Origin of the sequence: Planococcus rifietoensis, assembly GCF_001465795.2 — a bacterium.
Lineage (GTDB): Bacteria > Bacillota > Bacilli > Bacillales_A > Planococcaceae > Planococcus > Planococcus rifietoensis.
In genome coordinates, this window is record NZ_CP013659.2 from 3,107,146 (window position 1) to 3,128,791 (window position 21,646).

Below are 21,646 nucleotides of genomic sequence, written 5' to 3' on the forward strand. Positions count from 1 at the left end.
ATTTTTTGCACCATATAAAAATGACTTCGGCCATGGCCGAAGTCATTTTTATCATTTACTCCTTACGACAACTATATTCACAATCGGGCCATCTTCTGTCTCAGCCGAATACGTGATTCGGTAATTCTCGACATAATGGACGTTGAGATAATACTGCGTTTCGGCCCGGTCGTAGCCTACTTCCCCTTCTGCCCCAAGAATCTCATCGACTTCTTCAAACGTCATGCCGACGCGGGTATCAAAAACAGTGATCTCCGAATTGGCGATATAAAAACCTTTTGCAATATCTTCGTCATCAAAGAAATAACCCTCTCCCTCGTTGAAAATGACGAGTTGGCTCCCGAGGAAGAAATCGTCGTAAGTGGGTTGTCCGTAATATTTAATTAAATCATCCAGCGATGTGCCAAGCGGCATCGGCATGGTGATGCCTTGCTGGTCTTCAGGCACTGCTTGTTCTTCTGCATCAGTCGCAGCAGTTTCAGCTTCCGCCCCTTCTGTATCTTCTTCAGGCTCTTGCGTTTCCTCTTCTGTTACTTCTTCAGCTTCTTCCTCCGGTTGTTCCGTTCCTCCGGATCCATCCGATGCGGTTGTTGTCTGCACTTCGGCTTGTTCACTTTCTGCCGGCTGTTCGGCGATATCTGTCGTTCCACACCCCGCCATGAACAAGACCGAACCGAGAACCCCGACACTCACACTCTGTTTGTAGAAACTTTTCCTGTTGGGCACTATAACCCTCTCCTTACGTTTTTGAACTGAATCCAGTGGCTGCGACGCATCTGGTGTTAAAAAACGTTCTCTTGGTTGATGGCTCTTGTTTCCAGTTTATCATTAAACCCAACAAGAAATTACATTTTTCTGAAATCTCCTCTTCCTCCCCGGTTTAAGCCTATAAAAAAAACCGGCCAGCAAAATGCTGGCCAGTCAGTGTTTGATTTAGTTCTGCAAATCGTAGCGATCGGCATTCATCACTTTGTTCCATGCTTTGATGAAGTCGCGGACGAATTTTTCTTTGTTGTCGTCTTGTGCATAGACTTCAGCAACCGCACGCAGGATAGAGTTCGAGCCGAATACGAGGTCAATGCGCGTTGCAGTGCCAGCGGATTCGCCAGTTGCACGGTTTGTGCCTTCGTATTTATTGAACTCGACCGGAGCCCACTCGATGTCCATATCCAACAGCTTCGTGAAGAAGTCGTTAGTCAAGACGCCGACGTTGTCAGTCAAGATGCCTGCTGTAGAGCCTTCGTGGTTTGCGCCAAGTGCGCGCATGCCGCCGACCAATACAGTCATTTCCGGAGCTGTCAGGCCAAGCAATTGAGCTTTATCCAGCAGCATTTCTTCCGGGCTTGTTGCATATTCTTTCTTATGGTAGTTTCTGAAACCGTCAGATAGCGGCTCAAGCACTTTGAAGCTTTCGGCATCGGTTTGCTCTTCAAGAGCGTCTCCGCGGCCTTGCGTGAATGGCACTTCGATATCGAAACCGGCTGCTTTGACCGCTTGTTCGATCGCTGCGTTACCGCCGAGGACGATCAAGTCGGCGATGCTTACTTTGTCACCTGTTTCTGCTTTCAAATGCTCATAGAAGTAAAGCACTTTTTCCAACTCTTCCGGTTCGTTGGCATCCCAGCTGCGCTGAGGTGCAAAGCGGATGCGTGCACCGTTTGCGCCGCCGCGCTTGTCGGAACCGCGGAATGTGCTGGCAGAAGCCCAAGCTGCTTTGACCAGCTGCTGCGGGTTGATGCCGCTTTCCAGGATTTTCGCTTTCAGTTCAGTCAATTCCTTGTCTTTCAACGTTCCTGGCGCTGCCGGTACCGGATCTTGCCAGATCAACTCTTCGTCTGGAACTTCTGGTCCCCAGTAGCGGACTTTCGGGCCCATGTCGCGGTGAAGAAGTTTGAACCATGCACGCGCAAACGCATCTTGGAACTCTTCCATGTTTTCGTAGAAACGGCGGGAAATTTTTTCATATTCCGGATCTACACGAAGCGCCATATCGGCAGTCGTCATCATCGTTTTCACTTTGATGGAAGAATCTTCTGCATCCGGTGCCATCTGCTCTTCAGATAGGTCTACTGCTGTCCATTGATAAGCGCCGGCAGGAGATTTCGTCAATTCCCACTCATAGCCTAGCAATTGCTCGTAATAGCCGTTATCCCATTGGATCGGGTTGGCAGTCCAAGCGCCTTCAATGCCGCTTGAAATCGTGTCGCGGCCTTTACCAGAGCCGTATGAACTCTTCCAGCCAAGCCCCATGTTTTCCATGACTGCCGCTTCCGGATCATCGCTTACGTTGGAAGGATCTCCAGCGCCGTGCGCTTTACCGAATGTGTGGCCGCCTGCGATCAAGGCAACAGTTTCTTCGTCGTTCATTCCCATGCGCGCAAAAGTCTCACGGATGTCCACTGCACTTGCAAGCGGATCCGGTTTGCCATTCGGGCCTTCTGGGTTTACGTAGATCAAGCCCATTTGAACGGCTGCGAGCGGGTTTTCCAGTTCGCGGTCGCCGGAATAGCGGTTATCCGCGAGCCATTCTTTTTCATTGCCCCAATAGACGTCTTCTTCAGGCGCCCAGATATCTTCACGGCCTGCACCGAATCCGAAAGTTTTGAAGCCCATCGATTCAAGTGCCACGTTGCCTGTCAAGACGAGCAAGTCAGCCCAAGAGATTTTGTTTCCGTATTTTTTCTTGATCGGCCAAAGCAAACGGCGCGCTTTGTCCAAGTTGACGTTATCCGGCCAGCTGTTAAGCGGCGCGAAACGCTGGTTGCCGGTAGAACCGCCTCCGCGGCCATCCGTTGTACGGTAAGTACCCGCAGCGTGCCAAGACATACGGATGAACAATCCGCCGTAATGGCCATAATCCGCTGGCCACCATTCTTGGCTATTGGTCATTAAGTCGCGAAGATCTTGTTTCAATGCATCGTAATCCAATTTCTCGAATTCCGCTTGGTAATCAAATTCTATCCCTAGAGGGTTCGTTTTCGTGTCATGCTGGTGCAGAATATTCAAATTCAGCATATTCGGCCACCAGTCTTTATTTTGCGTTTTGCCTGGCTTGTTCGAAGTCGTGATGGCGCTGTCCTGGTGTCCGCCCGTTTGGCTCGTCGGCTGTTGTCCGCCGGCGCCTGTTATTGGGCATTGTGCATCTGATGCAGCTGTGTGGCGCTTTTGTTCGTTGTTATCCATCTTGTAAAAACCTCCCAATTGATAATGAAAAAAGGTGAACTTCTATCCAACACGCATGTGGTTGGGTATTGCCAATTGCATATAATAATTCTTACATTAGAATTATACTAAACTAGAGATCCGCTGAACAGCAATATGGATAAAAATTCGGGCAATTCTTTTTCTGCTTCGTTTAAAACAGTAAGAGTTGCCCAAATTTCTTCCTATAATATATTTTCATTTCCAGCCTCAAGAAAACTCCCTGAAGAATGAAGCGAACAGCACGAAGACGATAATCAAAACGATGATCGTGATGATGATCCCCGGAAGCACGACGATGAAAAAGCCTTTCCAGGACGACACGCGGTGTGCTTCGCCTACCGCTTTGCAGACGATAACGAATGTCCAGATAGAGACGACTGCCATGACGATGGACATGATGACCACAATTGGGTCGCCTTCGACATTTGTCCGGTCAGCCAGGAAGGTTTCGGGTGAGGCCAGCACCCAGATGATCAGCAGCGGCAGCAGCCAAATTTGCGGGATTTGGGCAGTGACCAGCGCCTTGAACATTTCCTGATACGTCGCCGTCCCTTTAAACAACCGGCCGACAAGCACCAGGATTGCGGCTCCAAGGAAATAGCCGAACGCGCTGCCGATCGGCCCGGTCACCAATGCCTGCAGAATCGCTGCCCACGGCGCCATATCGGAGCTTCGTTCATTCATCATCCCGATCAAACCGGAAGCAAAGCCCGTGAGGACAATGAGCAGTATAATGAACTTGAATGATTTTCGTTCAATGACGAAACGGACGGTTTCGCGCGTGCGCAGCCAGATATCGGTGAATGGATTCACCCCGCGCTCATTTCTGATTCGCTCTTCCCTTACCATGGTTTCTTCCTCCTTTCTTGTCAAAGATCGCAGTGGCACAAAAGACTATCCCCTATGTTTCTTCATAACTCCCCAATACCCTTTTTTGACGAAGGGCGTGAAATCGACGTGGAAATGATAAGCGAACAGCCAATTGAGAAAGGAGTCATGCCGAATGGAAATCGACAATATGCTTGGCGCGCGTTCCAGGCAAGAATTAAGGGAATGGATGGAGGAACATTCGGCTTCGGCGAAATGTTGCTGGGTGCTGATTGGGACCAAAGAACGGCCAGAAGGAATCTCTTATTTGGATGCTGTGGAAGAAGCTTTGTGCTTTGGCTGGATTGACGGCATCACGAAAAAGACCGACAGCCATGAATTGGCACAGCGGTTTTCACCGCGCCGGAAAAACAGCAATTGGACCGAATTGAACAAAGAACGTGTCAGAAGGTTGGAGAAATTGGGCTTGATGACTGAACAAGGGCGCCGCGTGCTCCCTGATATGCGGCCCGAATCTTTTGCGATCGACGAAGAAATCGAATCCGCTTTGAAACAAGATCCGCAAGTATATGAAAACTTCTTGAATTTCCCTGACCTGTACCGCCGGGTTCGAATCGATAATATCCAAGGCTATAAAAGTTATGACCGCGAAATATTCGATAAACGGCTGGAGAAATTCATTGAGAATACACGCGCCAATAAAATGTACGGGCAATGGAACGATAATGGGCGCTTACTGAACGACTGAAAAGCTTGTCGCATGTTTCTACCTTTGTTAGGTAGATATTTCTACATGTGTTAGGTAGAACTTTGCGAGGAACGCTGTCATCTCCATCGAAAAAAGGCATCTTTCCCGCGCATTTGCGCTGGGAAAGATGCCTTTTCTTCTATACAAGTAGCGGATCTTTCGCCGCATCAGCCGGCTGTTTTTCAACAAGTGGATAAAAACACGCGACTTCCTGGCCCGAAAGCCCTCTCGGTTCGAGCGCCGGCACTTCGTTTTTACAGCGTTCGGTGGCCATTGGGCATCTTGTGTGGAATACGCAGCCGCTTGGCGGGTTCGCCGGCGACGGCAGCTCTCCTTTTAAGACGATGCGTTCCCGGCCGCGCTCGAGCAACGGATCGGGTACCGGCACTGCCGACAGCAAGGATTGCGTGTACGGATGCTGGACTTTTGTATGGAATGCGCCCCGTTCCGATTTCTCCATCACTTTTCCTAAATACATAACCGCCACGCGGTCGGCCAAATGATTGATGACGGATAAATCATGCGCGATGAAAACATAGGTCAAGCCCAATTGCTTCTGCAGATCTTGAAGCAAATTGATAACTTGCGCCTGCACCGAAACATCGAGTGCACTGACCGGCTCATCGCAGATCAGCAATTCGGGCTCCAGGGCAAGGGCGCGAGCAATGCCGACACGTTGCCGCTGGCCGCCAGAAAACTCATGCGGCAGTTTATTGTAATGGGTGTCCGGGTTCAAGCCGACGAGTTCAAGCAATTCCTTGACTCTCGATTCCAGCCGCTCGGTCTTTTTATAGGCTTTCAACGGCGCCGCTACGCTGTCCCCGATCTTCATGCGCGGATTCAAACTGGTATAGGGATCCTGAAAAATCATCTGGACATTGCGCCGCATGTCATGAAGTTCTTTGGCGCTTGCTTCTGCGTAATCTTTTCCGTGGAACAGGATTTCGCCCGCTGTCGGTTGCTGCAGGCCGACGATGCTTCTCGCGAGTGTGCTTTTCCCGCAGCCCGATTCGCCGACGATGCCGAGTGTCTCGCCTTTTTGGACTTGGAGGTCGATGCCGTTAAGCGCTTTGACGTAGCTTTTGTCGCGCTGCAACAAGCCTTTTTTTACGGGGAAATGGACATGCAGCCCTTTAATATCCAATAATGCGCTCATGTTGTCAGCACCCCTTCCAATTGCTTTTTCTGTTCTTCGAATTCATTGCTTGGGAGAATGCACGCTGCCGAATGATTGTCTTCGCGATGCTCCAGCGGCGGATCAACTTGCCGGCATGCGTCCCGTGCGAACGGGCATCTCGGTTCGAACGCGCATCCTGCCGGCCGGTCGATCAAACTCGGCGGCTGCCCGTCGATCGGGATGAGCCGCTCTGGGCCGCCTTCCAGAATGACCGGGACCGAACGCAAGAGCGACCACGTATACGGCATCGACGTTCTATAGAAGATATCTTCAGCACTTCCCGATTCAACGATTTTCCCGGCATACATGACCAGGATGCGGTCAGCCAAATGGGCCACGACGCCGAGGTCGTGGGTGATGACGAGAATGGCTGTGCCGTATTTTTCCTGGATGCCCTTCAGTAAATCCAAAACTTGCGCCTGTATCGTGACATCCAGCGCCGTCGTCGGCTCATCCGCAATCAATAGTTTCGGATTGGAAGCAAGCGCCATGGCGATCAACACACGCTGACGCATCCCACCCGAGAATTGATGCGGGTAGCTGTTCATGCGCGCTTTGGCATCGGCAATGCCGACGTCTTCCAATAACTCGATCGCTTTTTCGCGCGCTTGCTGTTTCGGACGTTTTTGATGCGCTTGTATGGCTTCGATCAATTGCTTGCCGATTTTGGAGACGGGATTCAAGCTCGACATCGGATCCTGAAAAATCATGGCGATGTCGTTGCCCCGCAGTTTTCTCAGTTCCGTTTTGCACATTTTCAATACCGGCTGGCCTTCAAAATGAATCGTGCCTTGTGGATACAGTGCAGGCGGTTCCGGATTGAGCTTCATCAAGGAATGGGCAAGCACGCTTTTGCCGCTCCCCGACTCCCCAACGATGCCGATGGTCTCTCCTTTTTGGATGGAGAAGGACACGCCGTCGACCGCTTTCACGAGGCCGCCCGGTGTATCGAGATGGACATGAAGATTATCTACTTGCAGCATTCGAATACCCCTTTCAGGCAAGCTTCGTTTTGCGCTTGCGTTTCGCTTGATGTGGATTAAAACTGTCTCTTAGCCCATCGCCGAGCAAGTTCAAAGCCAGAACGGTGATGACAATCGCAAGGCCCGGGAAAATGGAATACCAAGGCGCGATGGTCACGTAAATCTGTGCTTCCTGCAGCATATTGCCCCAGGTCGGCGTTGACGGGTTAACCCCCACGCCGAGAAAGCTGAGCGCCGCTTCCGCTAAAATCGCTTTCGCAAAAATAAAGGTGCTTTGGACAATGACTGGGGACAAGATATTCGGCAATATGTATTTGGTGATAATCACCGCATGGCTCGACCCGGTCGTCTGGGCGGCTTCGATATAGGATTGGTTTTTCACTTGCAGCGTCGCCGAACGGACGACTCTCGCCATGACCGGGAAAAACGCCAGCGTCAAAGCGATGATGATATTGGTGATGCTGCCGCCAAGTGCCGCGACCAGCGCCAGCGCAAGGATCAGTGCCGGAAACGCCAGAAAGCCATCGATGATTCGCATCAGCACGAAATCCACTTTACGGAAGTAACCGGAAATCAAGCCGATCACGGTGCCGATTACCGTCGACAGCACCGCAACGATGACGCCGACAGACAAGGACACCCGGGCGGCGACGATGGTCCGCGAGAAAATGTCGCGACCGAAATCATCGGTGCCGAACCAATGCGCCGCCGAAGGGCCGGTCAAGCGCTGTTCCGGGGAAATCGCGGCCGGCGAGAAAGGCAGCCAGGAACTGGCGGTGATCGCCGCAAGCGCGACAAGTACCAGCATGGCCATCGCCAATAGATTCGTTTTCTTAGTAAACATCGGTTTCGTCTCCTTCCAAATAGTCAATCATAGCGGATGCGCGGATCGAGGAACGTGTAGAGCAAATCCACCAATAAATTGACGAATACATAAATACCGGCAATGAACAGCACAATTCCCTGGACGACTGGGTAATCGCGCCGGTGGATGGAATCGACCAAGAGCTGGCCGATGCCCGGAATCGTGAACAAAGTCTCGATGATGACCGTGCCGCCAAGCAAGCCGGCCACGGTAGCGCCGAGTACCGTCGTCGTCGGGATCAAGGCATTGACGAAGACATGGCGCATCAATACTTCACGTTCCTTTACGCCTTTCGCGCGCGCCGTTTTGATGTAATCCTGATTGACCGAATCGAGCATGCTGTCGCGCAGCATCCGCGCGATGATGCCCACTTCGACGATCGCTAGTACAAACGACGGCAGCAAAATATGGTGAAGCCATGCATCCGCCCCTTCCGCAAACGGCACATAGCCGGCCACCGGAAAGATCGGCAGCGCAACGCCGAAGCCAAGCACCAATAGCGTCGCGAGCCAGAATTCCGGGACGGATACGCCGAACAAGGAAACCGATGTGAAGATCGGATCCAAGACGGTCTTGCGCAGCGCGACGATGAGGATCGCCACTGGAATGGCAATGGCGAGCAAAATCACCGTCGACAGCGCCATCAAGCTGAAGGTCGGCCCGAAATTCTCAGCGATCAGCGAGGTCACCGATTGCGAAGAGTAAACGGAAGTTCCGAGATCCCCCGTGATGACTTGTGAAAACCAATTGAAGAATTGGACATAAAGCGCTTGGTCCAAGCCCAGTTCACGCTCCAAATCAGCAATCGCTTCCGGTGAACTGTCTTCTCCTAAAATGAGAAACGCCGGGTTACCGGGAGTCAAATGCACGATCATAAAGACGATGACACTGACGACCAGCATGACGGGAATCACCGACAACAACCGGCGAATCGTGTAGTTCAGCATTGCGTGTTCCCCCTTCTCCATAAAAGGAAGAAAATCGCCAGCATCGTTCCTGACGATTTTCTTCTCTTAGTTATCCTGTTTGATGGCTCGTTTTTAATTGGTTTTATACGTATTCCAGAAGCGCGGGCCGTACCATTCGCTATAGTCGTGGATATCGGTTGTGCGCGCATTCAAGTTCGAGATGTTCGTCACTTTTTCAAACGGCAATTCTTCGTAGAGCGTTTCGTTCAAGCCGGCGAGGATCTGCTGTCGCTCTTCCTCGGATTCCGCTTGTGCCCACTGGGCGATTTGCTCCTGCCATTTCTCGCTGTTGTACCAGCCGCTGCTGTTCGAATCCTGGCTCAACATGCCTGCCTGGTTCGGCGAGAAGAACGGGGACCATCCGACGACAACGAGATCCCAATTGGTAGCCTCTCCCCATTTCTCAAGGTATGTTGCCCATTCATAGGATTCCAGCTCGACCGCAAAGCCGGCTGCTTCAAGCTGCTGTTCAGCGATCTCGGCAATTTTCTTATAGTCGTTGGAATCGCTTGAGAAGATAATTTTGATCGGCTCACCGTCGTAGCTGCTTTCTTCCAATAAGCGTTTCGCTTCATCCACATCGTAGGATAGGAAGCCGTCTGTGTTTTCTTCCGAATACAGGGCAGTTTGGTTCGGCGTAAACAACGCGCCGTCCAATTCGTAAAATTCCTCGTTGCCGTATGTTGCTTTGGCAATCGCTTCTTTATCGAGTGCAGCGTTCAATGCCTGGCGCACTTGCAAGTCATCGAAAGGCGCTTCCGATTTATCCGGCGTCAACACCGTATAGCCGTTAGTGGCGGTGCCTGCTTCGATATTCGGCGTGCTTTCAATCACTTCGTACAAATCGAGCGGCACTTCATCGCCGAAATCGTAAAGCCCGGTTTTCAAGCCATTAACCACCACTTGAGGGTCTTTGACGATCTTGAAATGGACCGAATCCACATACGCTTTTTTCTCTCCCGTCAAACCGCTTGTCTCATCGGTTCTGGATGCATAGTCGTCGTATTTGGAAAGTACGATTTCATCGCCGCGCTTCCACGAATCAAACTGGAAAGGCCCGGTGCCGATATACTGGTCATGGTCGAGCGGCTTTTCGCCGGCCGCTTCAGCGATTGCTTTCGGCAAGACGACTGCAGCCGATTTCGGGGCAGCCAAATCGGAAAGCAAGGAGCTATAGGCTTTGTTCAATTGAATGGTCAATTGCGAGCCGTCTGCTTCTACGGACTCCACGTGGTCGTTGGTGATCTTGCCGACAGATGACACTTTCAGCCAACGTTCGATGGACGCTTTGGCATCTTCTGCCGTTACTGGTTCCCCGTTATGGAAAGTTACGCCTTCACGCAAATTAATCGTGTAGGTTTTTCCGTCTTCGCTCACTTCATAATCTTCCGCGAGCAGCGGTGCCGCTTCAAAATCCTGGTTCAAGGCAAACAAGCCTTCATAAATATGCCAGCCGATTTTGCGAGCGGCACTTTCCCCTGTATACATCCAATCGAGCGTGTTCGGATCTGCGCCGATCGCCACATTCAATTCTCCGCCTTCTACAGGTTCTGAAGCTGCGCCTGAATCTGATGGGCTTGCTTCACTGCCGGAACAACCGGCCAATCCGATAAGTGCAATTAACGTGATAACTAAAAAGATGATATTCTTCACGATGTTCCTCCTTATGATTTAAAAAATAATGATGCCTCGAGTATGTATGCAACTGCTTAAAAGCCTATCCAAGTTCCCAGATTTTCAATGAAGCGTCGAAGTGTTGATGCGCCAATCTGCCGCTCAAGCTCCGACGGTATTTCGAAAACCATTTGTCCACTGAAGGCACCTCCTTCGCCAAAAATAATTTATCTTACCTGTTTACTTGGTTTTAACGTAATAAAAAAACCCCTTCTTCTTTTCGACAAGAAGAGGAGTGGTTTCATACGTTCGATCGCCTCTCTTATCTCTGTACGCGCGGTACAAGGAATTAGCACAGTGCCGCATTGCGGTCTGCTGCTTTGACGTCTCAGGGCCAGTCCCTCAGTCAATCTCGATAAGATGATTAAATTGTAAAGTTCATGTTACGGCCCTTGATCCAGCTTGTCAACATTATTTTGAAGAAATTGAATTTATTTACATGACGCTGAAATTCGATTTGGTTTACGCTTGCCGTCCTGCCGGCAAAACACTCGACTGTTCGATCCATTCAATAGATTTGGCGACGATAAAATCCAATTCATGGTCCATGGAAGCGATGTGATAGGAATTATGGAGTTCGTGCTTGAACGCGTGTTCTGAACCGACCTTGCCGAGAATATAATCGGTGTTGGCTGGCGGTACGACATGATCTTCAAGCGACTGGAAACACACGACCGGGCAGTGGACTTCGCCGAGCTTTGCGCGGACAGCATCCATATAGCCGAGCAATTGCTGATACGCTTTGACCGGCGCTTGCCCGTAAGTGATTTCCACCGCATCCGCTTTTTTAATATCGGGCGCATCTTCTGTGACGTAAGCATGGGCCGGGCGGCTGCGGTAAGTTTCAAACTGCGGGATGTCGATCGCCGGATTGATCAACGCGATGCCACGGATTTCAGAATGGCGGCTGGCCAGATCCAAGCTCAAGGTGCCGCCCATCGATTGCCCAATGACAAAGACCGATGTGCATGTTTGCTTGAGTTCTAAATAGGCCTGCTCGACACTCTGGAACCAGTCCTCATTAGAGAATGGTTGCAGGTCCTTGAAATGGGTGCCATGGCCTGGCAGCCGCGGACAGGAAACCGTATAGCCTTGCTTGCCGAGCGCTTCGCCTAACTCCCTAACGCTTTGCGGCGTGCCGAGAAACCCGTGGCACAGTAGGATGCCGGTGCCGCCGCCTTTCAGAAAGAAGGCTTCCGCCCCTTGGATGACAGGATATTGTTCGTTCATGCAATCCCTCCTTCAGCTGTTTAAAAATCAGGAGGCCCACTAGCTGCCTTTAATGTGAAGTAATGCGAAAAAAGCTTATTCACATTAGACTATATTTAAAACCTACTTGTCAACTAGGTTTTATAAAATGAACGATCACCCGCATCAGGAGCTGCCTTAAACTTCCGAAGCCTTCCCTTGGCGCGCCCACGAGGCGATCGCTGCAATATCATCGGGAGTCGTGCTGCAACAGCCGCCGATGATATCTGCTCCTGCTTTATGCCAGGCTTTCGAATTAGCTGAAAACGCACCAGCTGACGGTTCTTCGCTCCAGGTTTTGCTTATCGGGTCGTAAGTGGCGCCGGAATTCGGATAAACGATGACCGGTTTGGAAGACGCGCTTTTCACTTCCTGGATCAAGGATTCGATAAACTGCGGAGCTGTGCAATTAATGCCGATTGCCGCCACTTGCGGTTGTTGCTCGAGCCATTTTGCACAATCCGCGATCCGCTCCCCGTCGCTGATATGGAACTCATCTTTCGCACTGAATGTGAACCAGGCAGACACTTGCGGGAATTCTTCCAGCACGCTCACGATCGCTTTCGCTTCCGCAAGGCACGGCAAAGTTTCGCACGCTAAAATATCCGCTCCTGCTTCCACCAGCACCCGGATGCGCTCTCTATGAAATGCGGCCAATTGCTCTTCGCCAATCGCATAGCCGCCGCGGTATTCAGACCCGTCCGATAAAAATGCGCCGTACGGGCCGACTGATGCCGCCACTAAAGGCTTGGGCCTGTCCGAGCGATCCGCTGCAGCGCCCCAAAACTCGTCGCGCGCTTGTGTTGCCAACTCGACAGACTTCGTGATCAATGCGATCGCTTGTGATTCTGTCAGCCCTCTCTCCTGATAGCCTTCAATAGTCGCCTGGTAACTGGCCGTAATGGCACAATCCGCCCCAGCCTGGAAATAATCCACATGCACTTTCTTGATTAACTCCGGATTTTCCATCAATATTTTCGCTGACCATAAAGAATCATTTAAATTGCATCCATAGTTTTCAAGTTCTGTCGCCATAGCCCCGTCCACGATGAGGACCGGGAACTCGTTCAATATCTGTTCAATCGGGTTCATTCCAAACCATCCTTCCGCTCTCAGTCGTTTCACTTTATTCCCTCAGCCTTGGACGGCTTTCCCTAAAAATTGTCTCGTTCTTTCAACGGCGGGCTCAGTGAAAATTTGCTCAGCCGTGCCTTGCTCAATAATGACGCCGTCTTCCATAAAGATGACGCGGTCCGAAATTTCCCGCGCAAAACTCAATTCATGGGTCACGATGAACATCGTTTTTCCGGTGTCCGCGACGCGGCGGATGGTGGCCAATACTTCATCGACCAGTTCAGGGTCCAATGAAGAAGTCGGTTCGTCGAATAACAGCACTTCCGGGTCCAAAGCCAGCGCACGGGCGATGCCGACACGCTGCTGCTGGCCTCCGGACAATTGCGCAGGGTAATGGCTCAGTTTAGACGACAAGCCGACCTGCTCGAGCATCTCGATGCCTTTCTTGTCAGCAGCGTCTTTTTTCATCCGCTTGACGCTCGTCAAACCGACGGAGACATTTTGCAGCACAGTCAGATTCTTGAACAGGTTGTATTGCTGGAACACCATGCCCGTTGCAGTCCTGAGCGCGAAGATTTCCTTTTTCTTGGCGGTGGCCGCATCCACCCGCTTTCCGCCGATTTCCACGATGCCGCTCGTCGGATCTTCGAGAAAATTGATGCAGCGCAACAACGTCGACTTCCCGGAACCACTTGGCCCGAGGACCGCCACCACTTCGCCTTTTTCGACGGTTAAATCGATGCCTTTCAACACATGCTGGCGATCGTAATATTTATGCAGCTTCTCCAATTTGATCATCAGGCAATCCCTCTTTCATATCTGCGTGCACGCTTCTCGATCTTCACCAATAATCGCTCGACGGCAATGCATAAGATCCAATAGACGATCGAGACGGCGATATACACCTCAAAGAACGCCAAGCCGCGGGAGCCGAGGATTTTTGCCTGCCCCATGATATCGATGACGCCGATGATGAACACGAGCGAGGTGTCTTTGATGGTGCTGATGAACATATTGCCGAGGTTCGGGATCGCTACCGTCAAGGCCTGTGGAAAGACGATCTTCAGCATCATCTGCACAGGCGTCATGCCGATTGCTTTGGCGGCTTCGAACTGGCCGCGGTCGACCGATTCGATCGCCGAACGGATCGTCTCGGATAAATACGCGCCCAAATTGATGGAAAAGGCCATCAAGGCATAGAATTCCGGCGCGATGCTATTGACGTCCGCCGACTGAAGCCAGCCGTATTCGCTCTGAAGAAAATAAATGATTTTCGGAATCCCGTAAAACACCAGGTAAATCTGCACCAATAACGGCGTCCCCCGGATAAAGGAAATATAGATCGACGTGATGACGCTGAGCACGGGCACTTTGTAGATTTTGATCAATGCCGCAGCCACGCCGATGACCAGACTCAAAAGCAGCGAGCCGACTGCTATGCCGATCGTAACCGGCAGCCTGGAAATAATGGCAGGAAAGCTCTCGATCAAGAAATTCAAGTCCAGTAAATTTTCCATTGTCTCTGTCCTTCCGCTAGCTTATTCAGGGATGTAGTCGCCGCCGGTCCATTTCTCGGACAGTTCGGACAAGGTGCCGTCTTCTTTCAGCTGTTTCAAAATCGGGTCGATTAAGGCTTTCAGCTCTTTGCCTTTTTCTTCGTCTTTCAAGACGATGCCCATATCGTCATTGACCAAAGGCTGGCCGACAATCTCCACGCCGAGGTCATTCTTTTCCAGCACCGCGTTCATCATGATCGGGTCATTGACGTAAGCGTCGACGCGTCCGTTCTGCACATCCTGCAGAATTTCCGACGGGTTGCCGCTTTCGCTGTATTTCAGTTCGATCGGCTCGGCGGCAGTTTCGTTATATTCCTCAAGCAATAAAGTATAGGAGTCACCCGCCAACGCCCCGACCGCTTTGCCTTCCAAATCTTCAATCGTCTGAATGTCTTCTCGGCCTTCCTTCACTGCGATGACCGTTTCCGCTGCGAAATACGATTCATCGGTGAACAAATACTTTTCTTGGCGTTCCGGCGTTTTCGCTACTTGGTCGGCGATGGCCTGAATTTTATTTGACTCGAGCGCAAGGAACATGCTGTCCCACGGTACGGCGACGTATTCAAACGTATAGCCGTCCAATTGTTCATCGACGGCTTTCATCATGTCCACGTCGTAGCCCGTCAGCTGGTTGGCATCATCCGCAAAAGCGAAAGGCGGATAGTCGTTTTGCGTCCCGACGCGGATCACTTGCTCTCCGTCAGCGTTCGCCGTCTCTTCCGATGAACAGCCGGCGAGTGCCCCGGCAAGCCCCACTAAACAGGCAGTTGCGAATACATAAGCGTTTCTTTTCATAATTCAAGCTCCTTTTGGTGTGTAGTTTTTTATGATAGGGCTGGACTTTCCGCCTTGTGTAGAGTGCCTGCCCTCCTTTTGGATGCAAAAAAGCCTCTTTCAATAGGAAAGAGGCTTCGACCAATTTCTTATCTCTCAGAATGAATACATCCTGCAGGAATTAGCACCTCTCATGAATATGATGGTTGCTGGACGTCATAGGGCCTGTCCCTCAGTCTCTCTGGATAAGTTATTTAATTTTTTTAACATATTAACGATAGTATTTGAGATAGCCCCTGCTGTCAAACCCTTTTTGAAAATAAATCGAAATTTCGCATAAAAATTCAGGAGGAAATTGACAAAGCCTGCCGTATTGCATACCATCAATTTAATATTCCATTGCTGCCGGGTTCCACTGGGCGGCATGCATCCAATACAAGAGCGGAGTGAACACAAGATGAGCGAGGAGACTGTTTTTGATGTCGCCATCGTCGGTGCCGGCACGATGGGCATGGCCGCCGGCGCCTTTTTGGCACAGCAAGGCAAGAAGACATTGGTGATCGATACATTCGACCCGCCCCATGCGAACGGCAGCCATCACGGCGATACCCGGTTGATCCGCCACGCCTACGGGGAAGGTAGGCATTACGTTAGGTTAGTGTTGCGCGCGCAGCAATTATGGGAAGACTTGGAGAAGCAGACCGGCTATAAGGTGTTCGACAAGACAGGCGTCATCGGGCTCGGCCCGGAAGACTCGCCTTTTCTATTGGAAAGCATTGCCGCCGCCAATAGCTACGGCTTGCCGCTCGAAATATTAAGCAGCGGCGCCATCCAGGACAGATGGCCGGGCTTCACTGTGCCCGAGCATTTCATCGGCTGCTTCGAAGCACAGGCAGGCGTGTTATACAGTGAGAATGCCATCCGTGCCTATAAGAAACTGGCGCTTGAAAATGGCATCCATTACGTGCCGAATACACCCGTCCAGCACATTAATATACAGGATGGCAAGCGTGTGAAAATTTCCACCGCACAAGGTGTTTTCTATGCTGAAAAAGTGATCGTCACAGCCGGTGCTTGGGCGAAGAAGCTGCTGCCAGACCTGCAATTGCCGATCCAACCGACGCGCAAAGCGGTCGGCTGGTTTGAAGCACCGGAGATGTACAATGCCGATCAATTTCCCGGTTTTTTTGTGGAAGGCCCCGAGATGATGTTCTACGGCTTCCCGAGTATCGACGGCGCTGGCGTAAAAGTCGGACGCTCGGACGGCGGGCAGCCAATCGACCCGGACGAACAAACCCAGAACTTCGGGCAATACGAATTTGATGAGGGCGACTTAAGAAGATTCCTGGACCTTTATATGCCGGAAGCGAGCGGAGAATTGAAACAAGGTAAAACTTGTTTATACACCGTCTCGGACGACCATAACTTCATCATCGACCACCATCCGGACAACGAGCGCGTTATTTTCGCCTGCGGTTTTACCGGCCACGGCTTTAAATTCGGCAGCGTCATGGGCGAAGTGTTGAGCCAATTGGCAATAGACGGCCACACCGAATTCGATATCGCGCCCTTCTCACTCAACCGTTTCAAACTATGAGCGAAATGAAAGAAGAGTGTTGAAGAAATTAGTGATTCACTATGGATAAAAAGAAAATCACTTATTCTACATTTTAAGATCAATGTTCTACCTAAGTATTTGGAGAAGCGTTTGCTCGACTCCAGTGGTAAAGCGAGACGACCGAGACCCCGCAAGACGCGTAGCGGCTGAGGAGGCTTGGGCGCGAGCCCACGGAAAGCGAGCGATAAGCTTCGGAAAATACGGCTTCTTAACTTTTCTCGACAAACCAAAGAGTCTCTCCTTATTGATAAAGGAGAGACTCTTTTTCGATGGTGACCACTTGCTTGGTGTCGGCTGCTTCCATGATGCCCAAAATGACTTTCAGTGATTTCAAGGCATCTTCTCCCGTAACGATCGGCTCCTGGTCCAGGCGGATGGAATCGACGAACGCATCAATGACGCCGCTCGGAGTCTGGTTGTCATTCGTTTGGATCGCTTCCAGCTGATAGTTCACTTTCTCGCCGGATTCCATGATGAGTTCCAGCTGATACTCGTCATCGTGATAGATTTTCATGATTCCTTTCTCGCAATAAACAACGGTGCTATTGTCCTCTTCCCCGTAATAGGTCCAGGAGAAGGCAGCGTTTCCGAGACGCCCTTTTTCGGTCGCCAGGCTGCATACGAGATTGTCGCACACTTCAATCGGCTCGCCGTTTTCATCCGTTTTGTGTAAAGCTCCCTGAAAGGCGCTCACTTGAACGATTTCATCATCGAGCAGGTAATGCAGCAAATCGATTTTATGGATGCCGAGGTCGCCGCCGACACCGAAGCCCGAGCGCTCCTTTTTGAAGAACCATGTCGACTTGGTTTTATTGATGCCCCAGGATTCCGGGCCCGAATGCCCAAAAGCGGTGCGGAAGGTCAAGACTTTCCCGAGCTCTCCGCTGCCCAGGATTTCGCGTGCTTTTTGATGGGCGCGCGTAAAGCGCTGATTGTGGTCGACCATCAGTTTCTTGCCGGATTTTTTCTGTGCCGCCAAAATTTCCTTGGCATGTTCAATCGTTAAGGAAATCGGTTTTTCGCACAGCACGTGCTTGCCGCTCAATAATGCTTGTGTCGAGAATAAATGATGGTGTTCATTCGACGAACAATCACTGATGGCTGTGATGTCGGGATCGTTGAACAATTCCTCGACGCTTTCCACATTCCGGCCGCCGAACAACTCGACCATCGCTTCGGAACGGTGGAGATTGCGGTCGTAAAAGACGATTTCATCTACATATGGATTCGCTGTATATTCCGGCGCGTGGCGCATTTTCGTAATGGCCCCGCAGCCAATGATGCCTACCTTGATGCCCATGCGATCTCCTCCTATTCTCTTTTTTGGAACACGACGGCAATGATGATGATCAAGCCTTTGACAAAGCCTTGCAGGTGGGGCGAAACATTCATCAAGTTCATCATATTGTTGAGGATGCCCAAGATCAAGATACCGAAAATCGTGCCGATGATTTTGCCGCGCCCGCCTGTCATGCGCGTGCCGCCGATGATAACGGCCGCAATGGCGTCAAGTTCATATTGCGCGCCTGAACTTGAAGATGAAATCGAGTTCAACCGTGACGTTTCAATGACCGCCGCAACGCCGACCAGCGTCCCGATCAGCGTATAGACGCCGATCTTGATGCGGTCCACACGGATAGCGGACAGCATCGCCGCTTTTTCATTCGACCCGAGCGCATAGACGTACCTGCCGAACCGTGTTTTGTGCATGACGATATAAATCAGCACCGCCATGGCGAAGAAAATGAGCACCGGCAAATCAAAAATCCATACATTGTTGTTGGCGATCGCGGTGAATCCGCTCACTTCGCCCGACACGCTGCCGCCTTCTGCAATATACAGTGCGATCGAACGGGCTGCGGCCATCATGCCGAGCGTGGCGATAAACGACGCGATCCTGCCTTTCGCGACCATTAGCCCATTCAGGAATCCGGCGAAAGCCCCGACCAATAAGGCCGTGAACACGCCGATTAAAATGCTGCCGGATGCGTTCAATGCCAAGACGGAAATGACGCCGGCGAGCGCCAGGACAGAGCCGACCGATAAATCAATGCCGCCTGACAGCATAACGACCGTCATCCCCAGCGCAATGATGCCGATGATCGACACTTGCATGAGAATGTTCAACTGGTTATTGATATCGAGAAACCTCGGATTCATCACGGAAGCCGCGATAAAAATGATGATGAACGCAATGATGACGCTGTATTCCGACCATAGCCAGGACAGCCTGCTTTTCATGCTTGGAGATTCAGGGCTGTATTCCTTTGTATTGATATTATCCAATGTGCTCTCCCTCCCTTTTCGCGCCTGTGGCATAATGCATGATTTCTTCTTCGTTTGTCTCATCGCCCATAAACCTGGCCGTGATTTCCCCGTGGTACATAACGTTGATGACATGGCAGATCCTCAACACTTCAGGGGCTTCCGATGACAGGATGATAATCGCTTTGCCCAGTTTTGCGAGTTCTAGGATTTCCTGATAGATTTCCTGTTTGGCGCCGACGTCGATGCCTTGTGTCGGGTTGTCGAAAATCAGGATATCGGTATCCGCTTCAAGCCATTTGGCGATGATCACTTTCTGCTGGTTGCCGCCGCTCAATTTGTCGATGGTGATGCGCGGATTGGCCACTTTGATGTTCAAGGCTTTTTTATAGCTGCTAAACTTTTCCAGCTCCCGCTTGTCTTGGATGAAGCCCCATCGCTCAAAATTGCCCATCGATGACAAGCTCATATTGTGGACGACGCTCAAATCTTTGATGATGGCATTTTCTTTGCGGTCTTTTGGCACATAGCCCATGCCCGCTTGCAATGCCGTTCGCGGATGGGTGATTTTCATCACTTTGCCTTTCACTTTGATGGTACCGGTGTATTTTTTGCGGTAGCCGAATAAACTCTCAAACAGCTCCGTCCGGCCATCTCCCGCAAGCCCGGTAAATCCGACAATCTGGCCTTTTCGGACGGTAAAGTCGATGTCCTGGAATAAGCCAGGGCTGCTTAAGCGCTCGACTTCCAGTGCCATTTCGCCAAATTCGTGCTCATGGACAAAGCGCTCCTGTGAAATCGCTTTGCCGACCATCAGCTTGGTGATTTCCTCTAAATTCCCGCTCTGCATGTTATCCGTCTTCACCAGTTGGCCATCGCGCAGCACGGTATAGCGGTCGCATACCGCTTGAATTTCCTTTAATTTATGGGAAATATAAATGATCGACACGCCTGACTTCTTCAAGTTGCGCATCAATTCGAACAGCCGGCCCACTTCATGTTCCGCGAGCGATGTCGTCGGCTCATCCATGATAATGAGCTGTGATTTATGCAGCAGCGCTTTGGAAATCTCGATCAATTGCTTATAGGACGTGGCGAGATTGCGCACATATTCTTTCGGATTGAGAAACACGCCCAGTTCCGCCAAGATCTCACGCGTTTGGCGGCACATTTCTTCCACGTTCAAAAATCCGGCCTTGTTGCGAATTTCTGAACCTAGAAACATGTTTTCATACACTTTCAAATCGCCGACCATATTCAATTCCTGATGGATAAAGCTGATGCCATGCGTCTGGGAAATATGCGGGTTCGCCATAGTTACTTGTTTGCCTTCAATGAAGATCTGCCCGCTGTCCGGTTGGTGGACGCCACCTAAAATATTCATCAGCGTCGATTTGCCGGCGCCGTTTTCCCCAAGCAAGGCATGAATCTCCCCTTTTTCCACTTCCAGCGTCACTTTCTTTAAAACCGGGACGCCGTTAAATGATTTGTCGATTTGGTTCATCGCCACGAAAGGCTGCGAAGTCATGTCTTAACCTCCTTATAGGAAAAGAGGAAATGCAATGGCTCCACTGCATTTCCCGGCTATTGGCTTAGAATTTCGATTCCGGATCGTAATACTCATCCACGTTTTCTTTGGTCACTTGCGTCGCTTCCTTGACGACCATCGATTCAGCCGGTTCCTCGCCTTGCGCCAAATCGCCAGCGATCGTCACCGCATCTTCGACCATCGTCGGTGAATACAGGAACGTCGCTTTCATCAGCCCGTCGTTTTGGATGTCTTCGAATACGCCTTTCGCGCCGCCTGCCCCTGTGACGAATTGGATATCCGTGCGGCCTGCTTCTTTAATGGCCTGCATGACGCCTAATGCCATGCCATCGTCTTGAGTGAAAACGGCATCGATTTCAGGGTTGGCCTGCAAAATGTTCTGCATGACTTCCAATGATTTTTCAGTGGAAAAGTCGCCGCTTTGTGAAGCGATGATTTCCATGCCTTCCTGTCCTTCAACTGCTTCTTTAAATCCGGCTCCACGCTGTTCCGTTACTGAACTTGGCGGCCCCGTGATTTCGACGATTTTCCCTTCGCCATTCAATTGCTCGACGAAGTATTTGCCGGCATTGACGCCGATTCCTTCGTTATCCCCTTTGACGACCACTGTCGCTGCATCGTTTTCCAGTTCGCGGTCAACGATGACGAGCGGGATGCCTGCATCTTTGATCTTCTGGCCGACTGGGGTCAATGCTGCGGATTCAATCGGCAGCATGACGATGACGTCCACGCCTTGTGCGATCAAATCATCCACGTCATTTGCTTGTTTGTTCGGATCTGCTGCGTTGGTCATGACGTAGTCAATGCCTTCTGATTCCTTCAACTCCATCGCCTGTTTCTCGGCGCTATCGATCAAAGCCCCCATCCAGCCGTGCGTTGCCGAAGGAAGCGAAATGCCGATCGTCATATCTCCATCGCCTGAACCTTCATCCGTTGAACCCGAACTTTCGTTTTCTGTGCTGCCACATGCCGCAAGTCCAAAAATCGTTACGAAAGACAATAAAATGAGCAATAGTTTTTTCACTTTATTCACCCCTTAGTTTTGTATGGATCCGTTAAATGTAATCGATTACATTAATGTTCGGGACCAGCGTTCTTTCTCCCATCCCCATGAT

At 50.9% G+C, this 21,646-nt stretch carries 19 protein-coding genes and 2 riboswitches; of the genes, 2 read left to right on the forward strand and 17 right to left on the reverse strand.

The window, feature by feature from the left end:
- Positions 1–51: 51 nt before the first annotated feature.
- From AUC31_RS15445 to AUC31_RS15455, 3 genes are all read right to left on the reverse strand, one after another.
- Positions 52–726 carry a hypothetical protein gene (locus AUC31_RS15445; RefSeq protein ID WP_058382333.1) on the reverse strand — a complete coding sequence of 225 codons (675 nt, stop codon included), beginning with the start codon at positions 724–726 and terminating at the stop codon, positions 52–54.
- Between the two features lie 207 nt (positions 727–933).
- Positions 934–3,183, reverse strand: coding sequence for a catalase/peroxidase HPI (katG, locus tag AUC31_RS15450; RefSeq protein ID WP_058382332.1), 2,250 nt, complete (start codon positions 3,181–3,183; stop codon positions 934–936).
- Between the two features lie 228 nt (positions 3,184–3,411).
- Entirely contained in the window at positions 3,412–4,053 is a 642-nt protein-coding gene (locus AUC31_RS15455) for a Yip1 family protein (protein WP_058382331.1), read from the reverse strand.
- A gap of 154 nt (positions 4,054–4,207) precedes the next feature.
- On the opposite strand from AUC31_RS15455, the gene AUC31_RS15460 reads away from it, so the two are divergent.
- On the forward strand, positions 4,208–4,780 hold the full coding sequence (locus tag AUC31_RS15460) for a YdeI/OmpD-associated family protein (RefSeq protein ID WP_058382330.1): 573 nt from the start codon (positions 4,208–4,210) through the stop codon (positions 4,778–4,780).
- A gap of 139 nt (positions 4,781–4,919) precedes the next feature.
- Here AUC31_RS15460 and AUC31_RS15465 read toward each other — a convergent pair whose 3' ends face one another.
- The 10 genes from AUC31_RS15465 to AUC31_RS15510 all read right to left on the reverse strand — a co-directional run bounded on the left by AUC31_RS15465 (position 4,920) and on the right by AUC31_RS15510 (position 15,120).
- The gene (locus tag AUC31_RS15465) at positions 4,920–5,936 is read right to left on the reverse strand and encodes an ABC transporter ATP-binding protein (protein ID WP_058382329.1); all 1,017 of its coding nucleotides are present in this window, start codon (positions 5,934–5,936) and stop codon (positions 4,920–4,922) included.
- A complete protein-coding gene (locus AUC31_RS15470; RefSeq protein WP_058382328.1) occupies positions 5,933–6,940 on the reverse strand; it encodes an ABC transporter ATP-binding protein in 1,008 nt (335 codons plus the stop codon). Before AUC31_RS15470 ends, AUC31_RS15465 begins: the two co-directional genes overlap by 4 nt.
- 13 nt (positions 6,941–6,953) lie before the next feature.
- Positions 6,954–7,784: an ABC transporter permease gene (locus tag AUC31_RS15475; RefSeq protein ID WP_058382327.1), complete on the reverse strand. Its 831-nt coding sequence runs from the start codon at positions 7,782–7,784 to the stop codon at positions 6,954–6,956.
- 23 nt (positions 7,785–7,807) lie between these two features.
- Complete coding sequence (locus AUC31_RS15480) at positions 7,808–8,752, reverse strand: ABC transporter permease (RefSeq protein WP_058382326.1); 945 nt, start codon at positions 8,750–8,752, stop codon at positions 7,808–7,810.
- Between the two features lie 93 nt (positions 8,753–8,845).
- Positions 8,846–10,426: an ABC transporter substrate-binding protein gene (locus AUC31_RS15485; protein WP_058382325.1), complete on the reverse strand. Its 1,581-nt coding sequence runs from the start codon at positions 10,424–10,426 to the stop codon at positions 8,846–8,848.
- A gap of 280 nt (positions 10,427–10,706) precedes the next feature.
- Positions 10,707–10,809, reverse strand: a riboswitch (SAM riboswitch).
- Positions 10,810–10,909: 100 nt separating this feature from the next.
- Positions 10,910–11,677, reverse strand: a complete 768-nt coding sequence (locus AUC31_RS15490; RefSeq protein ID WP_058382324.1) for an alpha/beta hydrolase — start codon at positions 11,675–11,677, stop codon at positions 10,910–10,912.
- 156 nt (positions 11,678–11,833) lie between these two features.
- The gene (gene mmuM, locus AUC31_RS15495; protein WP_058382323.1) at positions 11,834–12,787 is read right to left on the reverse strand and encodes a homocysteine S-methyltransferase; all 954 of its coding nucleotides are present in this window, start codon (positions 12,785–12,787) and stop codon (positions 11,834–11,836) included.
- Between the two features lie 42 nt (positions 12,788–12,829).
- A complete protein-coding gene (locus AUC31_RS15500) occupies positions 12,830–13,567 on the reverse strand; it encodes an amino acid ABC transporter ATP-binding protein (RefSeq protein WP_058382322.1) in 738 nt (245 codons plus the stop codon).
- Entirely contained in the window at positions 13,567–14,286 is a 720-nt protein-coding gene (locus tag AUC31_RS15505) for an amino acid ABC transporter permease (protein WP_058382321.1), read from the reverse strand. Before AUC31_RS15505 ends, AUC31_RS15500 begins: the two co-directional genes overlap by 1 nt.
- Positions 14,287–14,307: 21 nt before the next feature.
- Positions 14,308–15,120 carry a transporter substrate-binding domain-containing protein gene (locus AUC31_RS15510; protein WP_058382320.1) on the reverse strand — a complete coding sequence of 271 codons (813 nt, stop codon included), beginning with the start codon at positions 15,118–15,120 and terminating at the stop codon, positions 14,308–14,310.
- A gap of 125 nt (positions 15,121–15,245) precedes the next feature.
- A riboswitch (SAM riboswitch) is annotated at positions 15,246–15,351 on the reverse strand.
- A gap of 205 nt (positions 15,352–15,556) precedes the next feature.
- Between AUC31_RS15510 and solA the strand changes: the two genes are divergently transcribed.
- Positions 15,557–16,696 (forward strand): N-methyl-L-tryptophan oxidase, encoded by a 1,140-nt coding sequence (gene solA, locus AUC31_RS15515; protein ID WP_058382319.1) that lies wholly within the window; start codon positions 15,557–15,559, stop codon positions 16,694–16,696.
- Positions 16,697–16,958: 262 nt separating this feature from the next.
- Here solA and AUC31_RS15520 read toward each other — a convergent pair whose 3' ends face one another.
- The 4 genes from AUC31_RS15520 to AUC31_RS15535 form a co-directional block, all read right to left on the reverse strand.
- Positions 16,959–18,017 (reverse strand): Gfo/Idh/MocA family protein, encoded by a 1,059-nt coding sequence (locus AUC31_RS15520; RefSeq protein WP_058382318.1) that lies wholly within the window; start codon positions 18,015–18,017, stop codon positions 16,959–16,961.
- 11 nt (positions 18,018–18,028) lie between these two features.
- A complete protein-coding gene (locus AUC31_RS15525; protein ID WP_237150650.1) occupies positions 18,029–19,003 on the reverse strand; it encodes an ABC transporter permease in 975 nt (324 codons plus the stop codon).
- Positions 18,996–20,510, reverse strand: a complete 1,515-nt coding sequence (locus AUC31_RS15530; protein WP_058382317.1) for a sugar ABC transporter ATP-binding protein — start codon at positions 20,508–20,510, stop codon at positions 18,996–18,998. The genes AUC31_RS15525 and AUC31_RS15530 overlap by 8 nt, the downstream gene beginning before the upstream one ends.
- Positions 20,511–20,574: 64 nt before the next feature.
- Positions 20,575–21,555 carry a substrate-binding domain-containing protein gene (locus AUC31_RS15535; RefSeq protein ID WP_058382316.1) on the reverse strand — a complete coding sequence of 327 codons (981 nt, stop codon included), beginning with the start codon at positions 21,553–21,555 and terminating at the stop codon, positions 20,575–20,577.
- Positions 21,556–21,646 lie beyond the last annotated feature (91 nt).